Raw genomic sequence first — 16,217 nt, 5'->3', positions numbered from 1 at the left:
CCCTTCGTGGTGGGGCCGGCATTTCCAATCAGCGCCGGCGTTCATCTGATGACCCGTATATACGACGCCGGAGGCCTGCATTACAGAGATAAAGCCGAATGGCAGTCATGCGATCTGTGCATGTCAAGTAAAAAACCCATGAAAAGACTGACTAGGAATTGAGCACCCGATTCGGGCTCCGGTCGGCTCACAGGCATGTCGGACGATCGGGAAAATACAACGCCCGCCGGGGGAGGAGGTCCGGCGGGCGTCGATCCTGATTGGCAACTTGGGAGGAGGAGTGTCGCCAATCGCATCGGGGCCGGCTGGGAGGAGGAGTGCCGCGCCCGATTGATGGCTAAGTTATAGCGCCGGGCCCGGACGCAGTGAAGCGCCCATGCCGAACATCACGCATGCAAGAACCGGATGGCTTGCCCAAACGGCAGGCCGCCTACGCGTGCAAATGCATAATATTTACGCAAAAGACGCCCGCCAAGACGTTGATTTTTCACTGTATCGCGGGGGTCGATAGAAGGAGCCGATCCCCAAACGCAATAACGCCCGCCGGGGGAGGAGATCCGGCGGGCGTCATTTGGGATGATTGGCAACTGGGAGGAGGAGATGTTGCCAATCGTATCGGACAGGCGCTGGGAGGAGGAGTGCGCCGGCCCGAATTCTGTCAGCGGCCTTTCGGCTGCCGGACCTTTTCTGAACCAAGGTTCAGGTGGTAGGTCGCTTCCACTTTTTCAAGAGCCGGTCAGCAGAAGATGTCTGCGCCCTGATCTCTCTGTTTCGGATCATTCCCGATCCGATGATTGCAATATAGTCGGACAAATCGGTTTTGTGCAGTGCAATATAGGCATGGATGATATGCGCTGCCTGCATGTCCCTCCGGTTGGCCGGCATGCGCCCATATCCGCCGATGATCGCCCGCATTTGCCTCTTCGGAGGCCAGTTTTCAAAGGCATATGTCGGTCAATCGTGAAAACGTCATCAGACAGCGGGATTTTCGTGCCGTTTTCTCTTCATCTCTGCTCCGTCCGTGATACCTCGCGCATCGATTGACAAGGCGCGAATCGGGCGCGTTGCAACGGCTTGCGCCACCGCCTATGAGCAGGTATGGGGAGCACAAAACCGAACAGGAGCTTTGCATGTCGAGACAGCATATCGTCATCGCCGGACCCCCGCGCACCGGCACCCGCTTCCTAACCGACGCGTTGAACAAGCACCCGGAGGTCGCCATTCAGGGTGAGATTCCGTCCCGGGTCCTCGACCATGCGCTTAGATTCATGACCGACGCCGCAGCCGACTACAAGCGCCCGGGCCACGTCAAGTGGTCCCGGGTGTGGGACAAGTCCCGCGTGGCGTTGTTCGAGGATATCATCGCCGCCACCCAGAAGCGCCCTGACAAGTCCATGCGGTCCGACAGACACAAGGCAATTTTCACGGGGTTCAAACTCCCCGCCGCCGTCAACCGGTTGGAAGCGCTGGGGGCAGTCTATGGTAACCCCAAGTTCGTCCTCTGTATCCGCGAGTTTGCACCATACCACCTGTCCTGCGTCTCCCGCTGGCCAGAGAAGACCATCCAGTCAACCGCAAAGAACTATCTGGCGGCTTTGGGTTCCGCGCGGAAGGCCATCGAGCGTGGGGATCAGGTCTTCGTATTTCCCTTGGAGCGCCTCAAGACTGACGGCGTGGGCCCGCTGAGGGAACTTGGGGAGTTCCTGGGGCTCTCCTCGGTGGACGCCTGGTTGAACCTGATTGACCCCAGCAAAAAGGCCAACGAGGCCGAGAAGTTCACGAAGAACAAGAGGACGGAACTGACCGACGAGGAGAAAGCCTACGTCGAAGTTACCCCGCTCCTGCATGAATTTTACACCAGCTTGGCCTCAAAGCGCGGGACTACGAAAGCCGCCTAGGACTGCCAGAGGGCTTCTTGACCGTTAACCGGGGGGCGTGACATACAGCCCCCGATGCGGGTGTGGCGGAATTGGCAGACGCACTTGGTTTAGGTCCAAGCGCCGCAAGGCGTGGGGGTTCAAGTCCCTCCACCCGCACCAGTCACGAAAGCGTGCCGTGCTTGTGACAAGGCGTGCCGATTGTGACACTATATGGCTGCCGAATTCGTGTTTCCTCACGAACGGCCCAGTTTGAAAGTTTGATGCCGCAGGGCGCGAGGGTCCGTTCCCTCAGGCTCGGATGCCGACCGGCGCGCTGGTGATGATGTGCTGCTGCCGTCTGACTGCGCAATGCGGACGCGGATATGGAATGGGGGCCTGGAAGTCCGTCGGAGCGCATTCGATGGGACGGAACAGGTGCCATAGCGCCATTTTGCTTGCCAAAAGGCCACCGATGACAGTAAAGCCACTCCCGGCAAATGGACCCGGAGGGGTGCCCGCCAAGAGAGCCGGTTTCCGGCCGGGGCACCGCCAGATCGAAATGAAGGTTTGAACATGCAGGTTATCGAAACGCTCGCTGAAGGGCTGAAGCGCGAACTCAAGGTCGTCATCCCCGCAAAGGACATGGAAGCTCAGATGAACGAGCGCCTGGCCGAGGCCAAGGACCGCGTTCGCATCAACGGGTTCCGTCCGGGCAAGGTGCCGGTCGCCCATCTCAAGAAGGTCTACGGCAAGTCGATCATGGCCGATCTCGTCAACGAGATCATCCGCGAGCGCCCGACGACGATTCTCTCCGAGCGCGGCGAGAAGTCGGCGACCCAGCCGGAAGTGGCGATGACCGAGGACCAGGCCGAGGCCGAGAAGATCCTCGCAGCGCAGGCCGATTTCGAGTTCACGCTGTCCTATGAAGTCATCCCGGCCATCGCGCTGAAGGATGTCTCCGGCATCAAGATCACCCGCGAAGTCGTCGATATCGACGACAAGGAAGTCGAGGAGCAGATCCTCAAGATCGCCGAGAGCGCGCGTTCCTACGAGACGAAGAAGGGCAAGGCCGCCACCGGCGACCGCGTCACCATGGACTACCTCGGCAAGGTCGACGGCGAAGCCTTCGACGGCGGCAAGGACGAGGACGCCGAACTCGTCATCGGCTCCAACCGCTTCATCCCCGGCTTCGAGGACCAGCTCGTCGGCGTCAAGGCCGGCGACGAGAAGGTCATCACCGTGACCTTCCCGGCCGACTACCCGGCCGCCCACCTCGCCGGCAAGGAAGCCACCTTCGACATCAAGGTCAAGGACGTTGCAGCCCCGGCCGACGTCAAGATCGACGACGAACTCGCCAGCAAGCTCGGCCTGGAATCCGCCGACCGCCTGCGCGAAGTCGTCCGCGGCCAGATCGAGAGCCAGTACGGCTCGGTCACCCGTCAGAAGGTCAAGCGCCAGATCCTCGACCAGCTGGACGAGATGTACAAGTTCGACACGCCGCAGCGCCTGGTCGACGCCGAGTTCGAAAACATCTGGCGCCAGGTCAACACCGACCTGCAGCAGGCCGGCAAGACCTTTGCCGACGAGGACACCACCGAGGAAGAAGCCCGCGAGGAATACCGCAAGCTCGCCGAGCGCCGCGTCCGCCTCGGTCTCGTCCTCTCCGAAATCGGCGAGAAGGCCGGCGTCGAGGTCTCCGACGAGGAAATGCAGCGTTCGCTGTTCGAGCAGCTGCGCCAGTTCCCGGGCCAGGAGAAGGAAATCCTCGACTACTTCCGCAAGACGCCCGGCGCTTCGGCTTCGCTGCGTGCGCCGCTCTTCGAGGAGAAGGTCGTCGATCACCTGCTGACCGAGGTCGCCGTCACCGACAAGACCGTCTCCAAGGAAGAGCTTTTGGCTGAAGACGAAGCCGAGGATGGCAAGTCCGAAGGCAAGAAGGCGGCTCCGAAGAAGAAGGCCGCCGCCAAGGCAGACGCTGCCGAAGGCGAAGAGGCCGCTGCTCCGAAGAAGAAGGCTCCGGCCAAGAAGAAGGCTGCGGACGACAGCGCCGGGTAATCTTCGGCCGGTCGATGCGAAATTGAATGGGCCGCCCCGCAAGGGCGGCCCTTTTCGTTGCGTTGACGTATGTGTCCGGGTGTTGATCAGTTGGCCCCGGACAGGCAATCCTTCATCGAGGCGGCGAGCCCGCGCATCATGTCGAAATAGAGCGCCGGGCCTGCGGCAAGCGTGCCTGCCTCCGGGTCCAGCGTGCCGGCCTTGGCAGAGGTTCCCTCCAGCACGACGTTGACGATCTTCGGTTCGAACTGCGGCTCGGCGAAGACGCAGGCCGCGCCGAGTTCGGTCACCTTGCCGCGGATCTCGGATATGCGTTCGGCGCCCGGCATGGTCTCCGGGCTCACCGTGATCGAGCCGATCACCCGCACGCCGTAGCGGTGCTCGAAATACTGGTAGGCGTCGTGGAAGACCACGAAGGGCTTGTCCTTGACCGGGGCGAGCGTGGCGGCGATCTCGGTGTCGAGCGCGTCGATATTGGCGTCGAGGGCGGCGAGGTTGGCCTTGTAGGTCGCGGCATTGTCCGGATCCGCCTTGACCAGGGCGGCTTCGATCGCCGTCGCCATCGCCTTGGCGTTCATCGGGTCGAGCCAGAGATGCGTGTCGTACCCGCCTTCATGGGCATGGTCGTGCGCGTGCGCTTCCCCGCTTTCCGCTGCATGGCCGTCCTCGCCGGCGTGGTCGTGACCACCTTCTTCCGACTGATGGTCGTGGCCTTCGGATTCATGGGCGTGCCCCTCATGATCATGGGCCTCGAAGGCGCCGCCCTCGCGGAATTTCAATTTCTCGAGGCCCGGCGCATCCTCCAGTTCGACGATCGTCGCTCCGGTTCCGAGCGCCTCGAGCGGCTTTTCGAGAAAGGCCTCCAGGCCATGCCCGACCCAGAAGATCAGGTCGGCGTCCTGCAGGGCCGCGGCATTGGAGGGCTTGAGCGCATAGGTGTGCGGCGAAGCCGCGCCGTCGACGATCAATCCGGGCTCGCCCACGCCCTGCATGATGGCGGCGACGAGCGAATGGACCGGCTTGATCGAGACGACGACGTTCGGCGCGTCGGCCAGGGCCGGGCTCGAAGCGGCGGCCAGAAGGGTCGTGGACAGGAGGAGGGGGGTAAACTTCATCGTGGAGAACTCCGCATTGAAAGCAAATGTAATGTTATTACATAAGTTGCGTTATGCTATAACGTGTGCCATAGCAAGAGGCAATCGAGGTTTCGGACAGTTCACATGCTGCAGACGAATGCTCCCGACCGGTCGACGCTCGTGTCGCTTTCGGCCGCCGGACTGTACAGGAAGGGCCGATGGCTCGTGCGCGGCGTCGACTTTTCCATCTCCCGCGGCGAGATCGTCACGCTGATCGGTCCGAACGGGTCGGGCAAGTCCACCACGGCGAAGATGGCGATCGGCGTGACCCGCCCGGACGAGGGCGAGGTGCGCCGCGTTGCCGGGCTGAAGGTCGGCTACGTGCCGCAGAAGCTCTCGATCGACTGGACCATGCCTTTGACGGTGGATCGGCTGATGACGCTGACCGCGCCGTTGCGCGGGCGCGAGATCGACGCCGCACTCGAGGCGACCGGCATCCGTCATCTCGCCCGCGCCGAGGTGCAGCACCTGTCGGGCGGCGAGTTCCAGCGGGCGCTTCTGGCGCGCGCGATCGCGCGCAAGCCGGACCTGCTGGTGCTGGACGAACCCGTCCAGGGCGTGGATTTCGCCGGCGAGATCGCGCTCTACGATCTCATCAAGACGATCCGCAACGCCACCGGCTGCGGCATCCTGCTGATCTCGCACGACCTGCACGTGGTCATGGCAGAGACCGACACGGTGATCTGCCTGAACGGCCATGTGTGCTGCCGCGGCACCCCGGAAGCCGTCAGCCGCAGCCCCGAATATCTGCGCCTGTTCGGCGCCAGGGCGGGCCAGACGCTCGCGATCTACAGCCACCATCACGACCATACCCATCTTGCCGACGGCCGCGTCCTGCATGCCGACGGTTCCGTCACCGACCATTGCCACCCCGACGACGGCCACCATCACGACGACGGCCTGCCGGTCGGCCGCGCCGGACCGATGCGGATCGTGCACACGCACGGACCGGATTGCGGCTGTGGATCGGATCATTCTAACCCGGCCGCGGCGGGCGGGGACAACGCGGCGGAGAGGCGCGATGCTTGACGATTTCTTCATCCGTGCGCTCCTCGCCGGCATCGGCCTTGCATTGACGACCGGCCCGCTCGGCTGCTTCGTCATCTGGCGGCGCATGGCCTATTTCGGCGACACCATGGCCCATTCGGCCCTGCTTGGCGTGGCGCTGTCGCTGCTGCTGCACATGAACCTGACCCTCAGCGTCTTCGCCGTCGCGGCCGTCGTCTCGCTTGCGCTGCTTCTGCTGCAGAAGCGCGGGACGCTGTCGACGGATGCGCTGCTCGGCATTCTCTCGCATGCGACGCTCGCCACCGGCCTCGTCATCGTCTCCTTCATGACCTGGGTGCGCATCGACCTCGTCGGCTTCCTGTTCGGCGACATCCTCGCCGTCACCGAGGCCGACGTCAGCCTTGTCTGGGGCGGCGGCATCCTCGTGCTGCTGGCGATCGTCTACCTCTGGCGGCCGCTGATCGCCTCCACGGTCAACCCGGAACTGGCCGCGGCCGAAGGGCTGGAGCCGGAGCGCGCGCGGCTCGCCTTCATGCTGCTGATGGCGGTGGTGATCGCGATCGCCATGAAGATCGTCGGCATCCTCTTGATCACCTCGCTCCTGATCATCCCCGCTGCCACCGCGCGACGGTTCTCCGCAAGCCCGGAGATCATGGCCGTTCTCGCCTCGCTGCTCGGCGCTGTCGCCGTCGCCGGCGGCCTGTTCGGCTCGCTGAAGTTTGATACGCCCTCCGGTCCCTCGATCGTCGTCGCCGCACTCGCGATCTTTCTCGCAAGCCTGCTGCCGTTCGGCCGGCGGGACCACGGCGCAATCGCAAACGCCCATTCCGGAGGAGACAGCCGATGACGGTGCAGCAACTGACCAGGAACCAGGCGCTGGTGTTCGATGCGCTGTCGGCGTCCGAAGCGCCGCTCAGCGCCTATACCATCCTTGACAAGCTGCGTGGCGACGGTTTTCGCGCACCCTTGCAGGTCTATCGGGCGCTCGACAAGCTGCAGGATCTCGGCCTCGTGCACCGGCTGGAGAGCATCAACGCCTTCGTGGCCTGCGCCCATCCCGACCAGGACTGCTGCTCGCACGGGCTGACCGCGTTCACCATCTGCGAAAGCTGCGGCAAGGTCACCGAGTTCCACGACCACATGATCGAGGAGCGGCTTGCCGCCTTCGCCAGCGACCGCAACTTCCGCCCCGGCAAGACCACGATCGAGATCCGCGGCCACTGCGCCGGCTGCGCCTGAGGGCGGCGTCGACCGCATACCCGAAGCCGGCCCCATCGCTCAATCGATCCGGCGCAGGTCCGCCTTGAAGCGCTTCCAGTTGCGCACATAGCTTGCGGCGGACACCGTCAGCCCCGCGATCGCCGCTTCGTCCAGCGTGCGCGCGACCCGGGCCGGCGCACCGACGATCAGCGAATTGTCGGGAAACACCTTGCCCTCCGTCACCAGCGCATTGGCGCCGACGAGGCAGTTCCGGCCGATCACCGCGCCGTTCAGCACCGTGGCCCCCATGCCGACCAGTGAATTGTCTCCAATCGTGCAACCGTGGATGATCGCGCCGTGGCCGATCGTGCAGCCTTTGCCGATCGTCACCGGCTTGCCGGGATCGGTATGGATGACGGTGTTTTCCTGGATATTGCTGCCTGTGCCGATCGTGATCGGCTCGTTGTCGCCGCGAAGCACTGCGCCGAACCAGATGCCGACATCCTCGCCGATCTCGACGCGGCCGATCACCTGGGCATCCGGGGCGATCCAGTAGCGGTCATCGGCGGGAAGGGCGGGAACGCAGTCCCCGAGCGCATAGAGCGGCATGGCGGTCTCTTTTCGATTCTGTCGGCGCAGTCTACCATCGCCCGCCAGCGCGGGGACAGGCGGCAGGCGGCAAGGGTGGTTTTTTTGCCCGCCTTGCGTTATGAGCGCCGGGAAACCATCTTTTTGGGCGGGGCGGAATCCGGTGCGCAATCGTGCACGGCGGCCGCCGCATTGGCAACGACACACAGGACCGACCATGTACCACGAGGCACTCAAGACGGGGACGAAGCTCTTCGCCACGGCGCCGATGATCGACTGGTCGGACCGGCATTATCGTTTCTTTGCCCGCCAACTGACGAAGAACGCCGTCCTCTATACCGAGATGATCGTCGCCGACGCGATCCTGCGCGGCAATCGCGACAGGCTGCTCGGCTTCGATTCGGTCGAGCATCCGCTGGCGCTGCAGCTTGGCGGCAACGATCCGGCAAAGCTCGCCGAAGCCGCGCGGATCGGCGCCAATTTCGGCTATGACGAGATCAACATGAATGTCGGCTGCCCCTCCGACCGGGTGCAATCGGGCACCTTCGGCGCTTGCCTGATGCAGGAGCCGCAGCTGGTGGCCGACTGCGTCGCGGCGATGAAGGCGGCCGTGGCCATCCCGGTGACGGTGAAGTGCCGCATCGGCGTCGACGACCAGGACCCGGAACTGGCGCTGCGCGACCTCGTCGCCCGCGTGAAGGCGGCCGGCGTGGACGCCGTCTGGGTGCATGCGCGCAAGGCCTGGCTGCAGGGCCTGAGCCCGAAGGAGAACCGCGATATCCCGCCGCTGGACTATGGCCTGGTACGGCGGCTGAAGGCGGAAAATCCCGATCTTTTCATAGGCCTGAACGGCGGCCTTCACACGCTGGATCAGGCGATCACCGAGATCGGCCGGCCGGGCGAGGAGCTCGACGGCGCCATGCTCGGCCGCGCCGCCTATCAGGACAGCGGCCTGCTGGCGGGCGTGGATGCGGTGTTTGAGCGGCCGGCTGGCCTTGCGGCGAGCGCCGAGGCCACCGCCCCCCTCATCCGGCCCTCCGGGCCACCTTCTCCCCGCGGGGGAGAAGAGGGTGCAACGCGCGATGCGGCCGATGGTCTGGCCGGTGGGGCAGAAGCCGCTCTTCCTCTTCTCCCCAACGGGGAGAAGTGCCGGGCCCAGCGAGGCGATGAGGGGGGGCTTGCCGCGAGCATGGATGCCGCCGCCGCCATCGAGCCTTCCGGGCAACCATCTTCCCACGGGCGCGACCGGGGCGCGCTGCCTGATGCGGCTTATTGGGCCGGCGTGCGCGACGCGATGATGGACTATGCGGCGGGCGTGATGGCGCGGGGCGGGCGGCTGAACCATGTCACCCGCCACATGGTCGGCCTGTTCCAGGGCTATCCCGGCGCGCGCCGCTATCGCCAGATCCTCTCCGCCGACGTGACCCGGCCGGGCGCCGGGCCGGAGGTGATCGAGGCTGCCTTCGCCGCCGTGCTGGAGGCGCCGGCGGCGAGACAGGCGGCCGAATAGGCCGCACAGGCCCGGCTTCGGCCCCATGGCCGACCCCAAGCGTCGACCCTCTGTGTCGACGCTTGGGGTCAGAGGATGAAGTCCGACTTGCTCAGCGACATGCTCGGGTCGAGCACGATCGCGAAATCGGCCTTTCCGTCGCCGTTGACGTCGCCATAGACATAGGTGTCGCCGTTCTTCTTCTCATAGCGCAGTTCCTCGGCGGTCTTGGAAAACTTCCTGGTGCCGATGAAGTCGAACGCCTGGTTGCCGCCGGCCTTGGTGTTGGCGTCGATCGCGGAAAGGTCGAGCTTGTCCTTCTGCGACTTGCTGAAGTCATAGATCTTGTCGCGCCCGGAGGCGGCGACGGTCGAATCCTTGACCGAACGGAAGACGAAGGTGTCGGCGCCGGTTCCGCCGTACAGCTTGTCGGCCCCCAGGCCGCCCTCGATCCGGTCGTTTCCGGCGCCGCCCTTGAGGATGTTGTCGCCGCTGTCGCCGACGAGCCTGTCGCTGCCGCGTCCGCCGGTGGCGTGCTCGAAGTTCCGGATCAGGAAGTTGCCCTGGCCGGACGTCACCGCATGGGAGCCGGAGAGCGAGATCGACAGCTTCGCCGAGAGGGCGGAGAAGTCGATCGTATCGGAATCCTTGAAGGCCGAACTGGTGACGCGGGAGCCGCCGTCGATGACGACGGTCATGTCCGGATCGTCGAGCCGGCTGACCTTGATCCTGTCGGCGTCGCGGCCGAGGCTGACATAGCTGGCGCCGCCGCTGCCGAGCGTGACGGTGTCGTTGCCCCGGTCCGCGTCGATCGTGCCGACCCAGCCCTTGCCGGTCTTGATGGTGTCGTTGCCGTGGCCGGCCAGGATGCTGTCCACGTCGCCGGTCACCGTGATAGTGTCGCGCCCCTTGCCGGCGAAGACGACGCCGGCGCCGCCCTTGCCGACCGTGACGGTATTGTTACCCTGTCCGACGTTGATGGTCTCGACAAAGCCGTTGCCGGTGGTCACGCTGTCATTGCCGCCGCCGAGCAGCATGGCGCCGACATGGGTCGAGCCGACGGTGATCTTGTCGTTGCCGTTGCCACCGGTGATGACGTCGACGATCGTCTTGCTGAGCTTGACCGTGTTGTCGCCGGCGCTGGTGAGCGCGATGTGCTCGATATGTCGCCCGCTGCCGGAGGCGGTGTCGTTGATGACCGCCCGGGTGTTGCCGGCGGTACGCAGCACCGCGACGCCCCAGTCCGAGCCGGACAGCGTGAAGGTCGCCGTGCGCGCGGTGGCGTTCCACGGCACCCAGATGTCGACCATCAGGAGATGGCGATCGACGCTCCAGGAATGGTGGTCGCTGCCGACGACGACGTTCGACGAACCGTCCAGGGTGATGCTGATATTGGATGAAATCTGCCCCATATGCCTGCCTTTTCAAATGTGGAACCGCGAACGCCGGCCTTCCGGCGCATAGTAAGCCGGGCCGAGCCTATGGGGATGCCAGTTGCGGATATTCCCCCGATCGGGGGATGCCCCGCCGGGCCTGCTGTGGTTGGAGCGGAGCCGGTGCCGGTTGCGAATCGCCGGCCGGCCGTGCGTGTAGGTTGGTGTCAGTCGGCGCGGAGGATGCCGGTGGCGAGGCGGACGATGTCGCCCTGGCTGGCCGTTCCGGTCTTGGCGAAGATCGACTTCAGCTGCGTGCGCACCGTCTCCCGCTTGGTGCCCGAGGCCAGCGCGATCTCCGTCAGGCTCCGGCCGGCGACGATGCCGGCGAACACCCGCGTCTCGGCGGGGGAGAGGCCCTGCGCGGCCGCCAGTGCCTGCAGGTGCGGCCGGACATTGCCCTGCGGATCGCCGACGAGGATGGCGATCGTCGTCCCGGCGAAGAACTCCGCCACCCGGTCGCCGCCGACGCGGATCAGCCGGACGCCGGTCTGCGGATCGTCGACGATCCGGGTCGCCTGACCGAAGTGGCGGTGCTGCAGCAACGCCTGCAGCGCGGCCTGCCGGTCGGGGCTGGCGAACCGGACACGCCCCATCGCGTCGAGGCCGACGGGATCGCCGCCGGCGAGCACCCGCTCGCCCGCGACCGATGTCCTGACCACCCGCAGGTCGTCGTTGACGACGATCAGGCCGAGCCGGGCGGCATTGCCGATGCCTTCGCCGAGCGCCAGCCCGGCGGCGTGGGCCTCGCCGGAGCGATAGTAGCGGAAGACGCGCTTCAGGTGCGGCGCGATCCTGGTGAAGACGTGGGCGCGCTCGAGGTTGCGCTCGACGTCACGGTCGTCGGTCAGCGTGCTCAGCAGGAAATAGCAGCCCCTGTCCTTGTGCAGCGTCAGGCCGACGCCGGTCTCGAGCCCGTTCTGCCGGATGTAGTCGCTGTAGTATTCGCTGCGGTTGAACTCCTCGCGCGGAACGATCTCCTCGCCGATGATGCCCCGGCCGACCGGGGTGGCGGCGACCTTCCTCATCCAGGGATTGCGGTTGCTGTAGTAGCCCTCGTAGTCCTGCAGCGCCGTCTCCCGGCCCTCCGAGCCCGACACGAAGGCGACGGCGCCGGCCCGGGCGCGCAGGTCGTGGAAGAACAGCGTCGACAGCGCGCCGGGGGTGAAGCCGTTCAGCCTGTCGAGAAACGCCTGCCAGCCGGTCTCGCCCAGAAGGGCCGCATAGATCGCCGCCGTCAACTCCTCCGCCCGCTCGTCCGCACTCCTCAAACCGCTGCCCCTGCCTGAACCCTGCCGCGCCCGCACATGCCGATCGATCCGGCTGCGCCCGGACCGCCCAGAGATTGCAATGGGCGGTGCGGCGGGTCAAGCGCGGGGCAGGGTGGAGACGAGGCCATCGCCTGGGGCAAGCCCCTCCGGCCTGCCGGCCGTCTCTCCTGCCGGAGGGTCCAAAGGGGGGGACCCGCCGCACCCGTCCGCCCGGAGGGCATTCCCGCGGAGCCTGGCCGGCCCGCCCCGCGGGGGAGACGGAGCGCCGATCCCGCGCCTTACAGTCTGGAGCGGCCGTGGCGCGGGGCGGGGATGTCGCCGGTGACCACCGGCCCGATCCGCCGGGCGCCGATGAAGCGCATGAAGTCGCGCAGGTCGAGCAGGTCGCGGCCGGCATAGGGCGGGGCGGTCACGGCGTCGCGGGCGCGGCACCAGGCGCGGATGCGCGGCTGCAGCGGGCTGCCGGGCGGCAGCAGGGCGCGCACGACCGCCACCGCCGCGTCCTGCAATTCCCGCTCGTCCGGATCGCGGCTCGGCGGGGTGACCCGCGGCGACCAGTCACCGGTGATCTCGATCAGGAACCGCAGCGCCTCCCCGTGCAGCGCCTCGTGCAGGGCGCGGAGCGCCGGATCGAGGCCTGCGAGGCCCCCGGGACATGCGCGGCCCGCGCGGCCTGCGAGACCCCCGAGACCTGCGAGGCCCCCGGGGCCTGCCAGGCCAGCGGGGGGCGCGCGGTCCGCGAGGCAGTCCGGCTGCCCGGCAGGCGCGACCAGCGCGCAATCGCGGTGCCGCAGGCAGGGACGCTGCCGGCAGACAAATTCGGGAAAGAGCAGGATGCCGGCGACGGCGCTCGGCAACTCCTTCCGCGTCACCTCCCGGATCGCCGCGAGGACCCGCGGGGGCGGGTCGGCGGCGCCCCGTTGCGCGGGCGGATGCCCGGGCTTCGGCCTGTCGTTCTGCATGCCTGTTCTCCTTCCGCCGGGATGTTGGGGCCTGCTCCGGCGCGCATGCGCCCGCGGCCGCGTCCGGAAAACCGTCGCGGTTGGTACCTGCGCTGTCGGACGGGGCGCTGGAAGCTGCCTCATCTTGTGTTGTTGTGTGTGGCACCTTTCAGCGCCCCGTTCGGCGGTTTCTGCCTGCAAACGCGGTCCGCTGCCTCGTCCGCCGGTGAGGACGGCCGCTCTGTGTGCCACCGCTCGGGCACGTCCGGCGCGCAACCCGGGTTCTCACCCGTCGTCGCCGGAGGGGACCAGTCTCGCAGACCCGGGCCGTGAGGTTTCGCGTCTCCCCCTCACACCCCGCGCCGTCCCCGCCTCGCCGCAACGCCTTGCGGTGTATCCGCGGCGGGATGGGGTGAGTATGGCACGGGGGCAGGGGGCGTGGATGAAATGGGGGGTGGGGGTGTTGATTTTGTTGGGGGAATGGGGGTGGGTGTGCCCGCACCTAACAGTGGACGCCGACAAATTCGTGGTGGAGCGGGATACGCTACAACCTGCAAAATCATTCGACGTAAAGTTGGTTGTGAAAAACTGACGAAGCAACCCTATGTCGACCATAAAGAGAAAATCTATCCTCGTTGTTGGCGCAGCGCTTGCCGGCCTCATAGCTGGCTTTATTTTCAGTATTTTTGTCCTCGCTGGATATGTGTCTTGGCAAGAACCTCCACAACTGAGTTTCAAGTTTGATTCAGCGACCACAATAACCATTGTGCTAACTGCATTGTCGATCATGCTGACTGTCTTGGGTATTGTCATAGCAGTAGTGGGCGTATTTGGCTTCAGCTTACTAAGGGTTGAAGCGTCAAATGCTGCTTCCGAGCGGGTTAGGGAACAGTTCGATCAAGATGGAGAGCTACGACGAGTTATCGAGGCGCGTGTCGACGCTATTGTTGCTCGCACACAAGCAGGAAGGAATACCCATGAAGATTTTCCGAATCCCAATTCTGAGTACGGCGAATGAAACGTAATTCTGCAGAATGGATTGGACTTCCTGAGGGAACAAAAAGAGCTATCCAGTCATATCAGAAGGATATTCCTGTTAGGATAGGTGATCTTGCCAAATCATTTGGCATAGACGTAAAATTATCTACATTGGATGTCGGCATATCAGGAATGATTCACCCGGATAACGGGCGGTATAAGATAGTAATAAATAAGCATGAGCCAGAATATAGGCGTAGATTTACCTTGGCGCATGAGCTCTCTCATTTTATACTTCATAGAGATCTAATTGGATTAGGTATAAAGGATAATGTCCTTTATCGTTCGCAGCTAAGTGATGCTCTGGAGGCGGAGGCGAACAGATTGGCATCTGATATATTGATGCCAATCGACAAAGTAAAAGAAGTTAAAGGTGAATTGCTGGTGTCGAAGTTGGCGGACGCAGTTTCCCTGTTGGCGCATCGGTTCAAGGTTTCAGAGGAAGCAATGCGCATACGATTGGGGATGAAGTAATGACGAGCTACATGCCAATTTTGTCAATTAGGCCGGCAGAAGTCGTTGCGTTAGCTGAACTACCTGACCTTTCGAAAGATCGTATGCAGCCATTTATTTTAATCAAGCCGTGGTTGGGGTCAGGTGCGCTTTCACGGGGCGTGGACAAGATTCTTCACGGGTTCACAAGGCGCAGATGGTTCGCTGGATTAGATCCTGAGTATGAGGCATCTGGAAGTGGCCAATCCGGTGCCGAGATACAGGCGCTGCGTAGTGCTACAAACGGCTTCGAAAATTGGGTAGCATTCGTTCGGGAGCTACCTGAAGCTATACCAGTGTTGCAGGTTCGGGCCGGCCTGTCTCCAGACGACATATTGCTGCAAGTGGATCAAGCTGCTGCATTGATGCGTGGAATTGGTGTGCGAATTGTTCGTCCAGCGCTAGCAGTGGCGCCGCTAATTGAAGTGCTGGCCCGACGACCCGACGTGCCCATCACAGTTTTGATGGACTACGGCCAGCAGGATTCAAGGCTTCTGGTTAATGTATCGGCGGCCGCGAATGAGGTAACCTATATCAGGCAACGTCTTCCACTATCACGAGTAGCTTTGTCATCAACCACATTTCCCTCAGAGTTCGGAAGTAGCACCTCGCAAGAGATTTACGAGCGGAGTTTTTTTAACGCGGTAAACGCCCAAGTTGCTGATATTGTATACAGTGATAGAGGCAGCGCGCGAGCAACCGAGCAAGGAGGAGGTGGTGTTCCTCGTCCGCGCATCGACTTGCCGACTCAAGTCCGTTGGAACTTTTTTAGAAGCGACTGCATCCGCGAAGAAGACGAGGACGACGATCAATTTCGCGCGCGTCGCGTAGAAGCTTACGGTCAGATGGCCGATGAAGCTGTCGACAGTCCCGACTGGGACGATAAACTAAATGTCTGGGGAACGCAGTTGATTAAAATCACCCAGCTGAGAAGCTCCTTTGGGATAACATCACCAGCCAAAGCCACTGCCTGCCGCATCAATATTCATATGACAAAACAGTCTCTTTATGGCGCGGAAGTTTCGTCCGAAGAATTGGAGGAAGAGTGGGTCGATTGAAGAGCTATCGACAAAGACTCAAGGTCTTTGTAATACTTTTCTCTCCTCTGCTTCGCCTTCTCTCTGCGGATATAGTGAGGATTCAATCTCATTATATTCTCATTTTCAAGGTCGAAGTTCGTGGTATGGTTGATTTTTTGATGTTTAGAAGAGCCATATTTCTGAAATAGGAAGTTGCGATAAAAAGCCTCGGTAAGCTGGAAGTCTTTCCGTTCTCGGATGTGTCTTGGAAATACACGATACAGGGCGGATGATTCAATTTTTCGGCGTCGCCCCTTCAGAATCGTAACGACTTCATCTCCCTCGATCAGGTGAAGACCGGCATGCATCTCCAAGCAGATTACCCGTGCCCTTTGGAAATGTTTGGATGTAGTGACCACTTCGACACGGTTATAAATAGTCTTCAAGTTCGATATCTGACCTTCGAGGCGAATTAGGTTGTCTTGGCTACTCTTTATTTCAACCGCAACAATTTCAGATGGGCAAACATATACAAGATCCGCCCGAGCTTTCGATTTGTTTGCGCTAAACTCATTAATTAGCGCTCCTTCAAGCACGCCGTAATATCGGGCTTCTAGCCAACGAGCGCAGTTCACCTTGATCTTCATCTCGTGAATGTTCTTATGGATGGTCATGTCAGGCGTCCAAC

General features: G+C 63.1%; 16 protein-coding genes and 1 tRNA gene. 10 read left to right on the top strand and 7 right to left on the bottom strand.

Annotation, left to right across the window (positions count from 1 at the left end):
* Window positions 1–699: 699 nt before the first annotated feature.
* Complete coding sequence (locus OCK02_RS16070) at window positions 700–915, bottom strand: hypothetical protein (RefSeq protein ID WP_263813938.1); 216 nt, start codon at window positions 913–915, stop codon at window positions 700–702.
* 215 nt (window positions 916–1,130) lie between these two features.
* Here OCK02_RS16070 and OCK02_RS16065 point away from each other — a divergent pair, with 215 nt between their 5' ends.
* From OCK02_RS16065 to tig, 3 genes are all read left to right on the top strand, one after another.
* Complete coding sequence (locus OCK02_RS16065; protein ID WP_263813937.1) at window positions 1,131–1,898, top strand: sulfotransferase; 768 nt, start codon at window positions 1,131–1,133, stop codon at window positions 1,896–1,898.
* Between the two features lie 56 nt (window positions 1,899–1,954).
* Window positions 1,955–2,039 (top strand) — tRNA-Leu (locus tag OCK02_RS16060).
* 393 nt (window positions 2,040–2,432) lie between these two features.
* Complete coding sequence (gene tig / locus OCK02_RS16055) at window positions 2,433–3,914, top strand: trigger factor (protein ID WP_263813936.1); 1,482 nt, start codon at window positions 2,433–2,435, stop codon at window positions 3,912–3,914.
* An 86-nt stretch (window positions 3,915–4,000) separates the two neighbouring features.
* Here the strand turns inward: tig and znuA are convergent, their stop codons facing one another.
* Window positions 4,001–5,029 carry a zinc ABC transporter substrate-binding protein ZnuA gene (gene znuA, locus OCK02_RS16050; protein ID WP_263813935.1) on the bottom strand — a complete coding sequence of 343 codons (1,029 nt, stop codon included), beginning with the start codon at window positions 5,027–5,029 and terminating at the stop codon, window positions 4,001–4,003.
* Between the two features lie 105 nt (window positions 5,030–5,134).
* On the opposite strand from znuA, the gene OCK02_RS16045 reads away from it, so the two are divergent.
* Genes OCK02_RS16045 through OCK02_RS16035 form a run of 3 tightly spaced genes read left to right on the top strand, consistent with a single transcriptional unit; the run spans window position 5,135 to window position 7,297 of the window.
* Window positions 5,135–6,079, top strand: coding sequence for a metal ABC transporter ATP-binding protein (locus OCK02_RS16045; RefSeq protein ID WP_318530136.1), 945 nt, complete (start codon window positions 5,135–5,137; stop codon window positions 6,077–6,079).
* Window positions 6,072–6,905, top strand: coding sequence for a metal ABC transporter permease (locus tag OCK02_RS16040; RefSeq protein WP_263813934.1), 834 nt, complete (start codon window positions 6,072–6,074; stop codon window positions 6,903–6,905). The genes OCK02_RS16045 and OCK02_RS16040 overlap by 8 nt, the downstream gene beginning before the upstream one ends.
* Window positions 6,902–7,297 (top strand): Fur family transcriptional regulator, encoded by a 396-nt coding sequence (locus OCK02_RS16035; RefSeq protein WP_263813933.1) that lies wholly within the window; start codon window positions 6,902–6,904, stop codon window positions 7,295–7,297. Before OCK02_RS16040 ends, OCK02_RS16035 begins: the two co-directional genes overlap by 4 nt.
* Window positions 7,298–7,336: 39 nt before the next feature.
* On the opposite strand, the gene OCK02_RS16030 is transcribed toward OCK02_RS16035, so the two are convergent.
* The gene (locus OCK02_RS16030) at window positions 7,337–7,867 is read right to left on the bottom strand and encodes a gamma carbonic anhydrase family protein (protein WP_263813932.1); all 531 of its coding nucleotides are present in this window, start codon (window positions 7,865–7,867) and stop codon (window positions 7,337–7,339) included.
* 196 nt (window positions 7,868–8,063) lie between these two features.
* Between OCK02_RS16030 and dusA the strand changes: the two genes are divergently transcribed.
* Window positions 8,064–9,356, top strand: a complete 1,293-nt coding sequence (dusA, locus tag OCK02_RS16025; RefSeq protein WP_263813930.1) for a tRNA dihydrouridine(20/20a) synthase DusA — start codon at window positions 8,064–8,066, stop codon at window positions 9,354–9,356.
* 68 nt (window positions 9,357–9,424) lie between these two features.
* Here dusA and OCK02_RS16020 read toward each other — a convergent pair whose 3' ends face one another.
* From OCK02_RS16020 to OCK02_RS16010, 3 genes are all read right to left on the bottom strand, one after another.
* Window positions 9,425–10,747: a calcium-binding protein gene (locus OCK02_RS16020; RefSeq protein WP_263813929.1), complete on the bottom strand. Its 1,323-nt coding sequence runs from the start codon at window positions 10,745–10,747 to the stop codon at window positions 9,425–9,427.
* Window positions 10,748–10,935: 188 nt separating this feature from the next.
* Entirely contained in the window at window positions 10,936–12,039 is a 1,104-nt protein-coding gene (locus OCK02_RS16015) for a helix-turn-helix transcriptional regulator (protein WP_263813928.1), read from the bottom strand.
* A gap of 278 nt (window positions 12,040–12,317) precedes the next feature.
* Window positions 12,318–12,911 (bottom strand): hypothetical protein, encoded by a 594-nt coding sequence (locus tag OCK02_RS16010; RefSeq protein WP_263813927.1) that lies wholly within the window; start codon window positions 12,909–12,911, stop codon window positions 12,318–12,320.
* A gap of 673 nt (window positions 12,912–13,584) precedes the next feature.
* On the opposite strand from OCK02_RS16010, the gene OCK02_RS16005 reads away from it, so the two are divergent.
* The 3 genes from OCK02_RS16005 to OCK02_RS15995 are packed head-to-tail and all read left to right on the top strand — an operon-like array spanning window position 13,585 to window position 15,568.
* Window positions 13,585–13,998, top strand: a complete 414-nt coding sequence (locus OCK02_RS16005) for a hypothetical protein (RefSeq protein WP_263813926.1) — start codon at window positions 13,585–13,587, stop codon at window positions 13,996–13,998.
* Window positions 13,995–14,492, top strand: coding sequence for an ImmA/IrrE family metallo-endopeptidase (locus OCK02_RS16000; RefSeq protein ID WP_263813925.1), 498 nt, complete (start codon window positions 13,995–13,997; stop codon window positions 14,490–14,492). The genes OCK02_RS16005 and OCK02_RS16000 overlap by 4 nt, the downstream gene beginning before the upstream one ends.
* Window positions 14,492–15,568 (top strand): beta family protein, encoded by a 1,077-nt coding sequence (locus tag OCK02_RS15995; protein ID WP_263813924.1) that lies wholly within the window; start codon window positions 14,492–14,494, stop codon window positions 15,566–15,568. Before OCK02_RS16000 ends, OCK02_RS15995 begins: the two co-directional genes overlap by 1 nt.
* Here OCK02_RS15995 and OCK02_RS15990 read toward each other — a convergent pair.
* Window positions 15,517–16,203 carry a hypothetical protein gene (locus tag OCK02_RS15990; protein WP_263813923.1) on the bottom strand — a complete coding sequence of 229 codons (687 nt, stop codon included), beginning with the start codon at window positions 16,201–16,203 and terminating at the stop codon, window positions 15,517–15,519. The two genes, OCK02_RS15995 and OCK02_RS15990, sit on opposite strands and share 52 nt — an antisense overlap.
* Between the last annotated feature and the right edge of the window lie 14 nt (window positions 16,204–16,217).

The sequence above is a fragment of the Rhizobium sp. TRM96647 genome (assembly GCF_025780115.1).
Classification (GTDB): Bacteria; Pseudomonadota; Alphaproteobacteria; order Rhizobiales; family Rhizobiaceae; genus Mycoplana.
This window is presented reverse-complemented; position numbering and strand designations above follow the sequence as displayed.